Origin of the sequence: Paraburkholderia sp. J7 (assembly GCF_905220155.1) — a bacterium.
In the GTDB taxonomy this organism is placed as follows: Bacteria; Pseudomonadota; Gammaproteobacteria; order Burkholderiales; family Burkholderiaceae; genus Paraburkholderia.
Map to the genome: position 1 here is coordinate 1 of NZ_CAJMYZ010000141.1, position 253 is coordinate 253.

The window sequence follows — 253 nt, forward strand, 5'->3', positions numbered from 1 at the left end:
CATCTCGGACGTCACGCTCAACCGCTTCTTCGCGTTCCACGTGATCGCCATTCCGCTCGTGCTGATCGGGCTCGTGGTCGCGCACATCATCGCATTGCACGAAGTGGGCTCGAATAACCCGGACGGCATCGAAATCAAGGAGAAGAAAGACGCGAAGGGCATTCCGCTCGACGGCATTCCGTTCCACCCGTATTACTCGGTACATGATTTCCTCGGCGTGTGCATCTTCCTGATGATCTTCGCGGCAATCATT

The 253-nt window shown here is 56.1% G+C and carries 1 protein-coding gene; it reads left to right on the forward strand.

Features of this window, described 5'->3' with window-relative positions; all coding sequences use genetic code 11:
• Positions 1-253, forward strand: a 253-nt coding sequence (locus U5A58_RS40680; protein ID WP_321965481.1) for a cytochrome b N-terminal domain-containing protein, incomplete at both ends; no start/stop codon positions are given.